Raw genomic sequence first — 626 nt, 5'->3', positions numbered from 1 at the left:
ATTCCTTCCGGCCATGGGAGGATGCCGTTCCGGCAGAGGAACTGCAGAACACGCTGGTGGCTGCGGCTGTGGCCGAGACCTTTGCGGCGGAGGATACGCTCAAGACCCGACACGGCGAAGACCCATGGGGAACTCTTGCAGGCTGGCGCCTGCTGGAGCGGGCAGGCAGCAAGTCCTACCTCGTCACGAACGTCAAGGACGATGCCGGCGAGAACCACCGCGTTGTCGTGCACGGGCGGAAAGGCGAATACCGCGTCGAGTTCGCAGGCGAAGACGAAGCCTTCGAAGCACGTCGGGACGGCGGGCGGATTCTGCTGCGTGCCGGCGATAGGGCGTTCTCGGTCGATGTCGATCGGGCCGATGCCAAGTATGAAATCCGCAACGGCATGGCGCAACGAAACCTGCGGGTCGTTGAAGCTGCAAACCAGGCGGGCTCTGGCGGGCCCGATGGCCGAGCCGGTTCGGATATCGTCGCGCCGATTCCCGGTCTCGTCGTCGAGGTGCCGGTGACGCCCGGCGACAAGGTTGAAGCAGGCGATGTCGTCGTTGTCCTGGAGGCGATGAAGATGGTGCATCGCCTTGCGGCCATCGGCCCTGGAACGATCGGCGAGGTGGCCTGCAAGGCC

The 626-nt window shown here is 65.0% G+C and carries 1 protein-coding gene; it reads left to right on the top strand.

Translation table 11 applies throughout. From position 1 onward, the window contains the following. Positions 1–626 (top strand): acyl-CoA carboxylase biotin carboxyl carrier protein subunit (locus AC4FS3_RS28980; protein WP_491023416.1); only part of this gene is annotated, 626 nt, incomplete at both ends.

The sequence above is a fragment of the Pseudogemmobacter sp. TB195 genome, from assembly GCF_058313095.1.
Note: the sequence above shows the minus strand (reverse complement) of the source record. Positions and strands in the feature narration are given on the sequence as shown.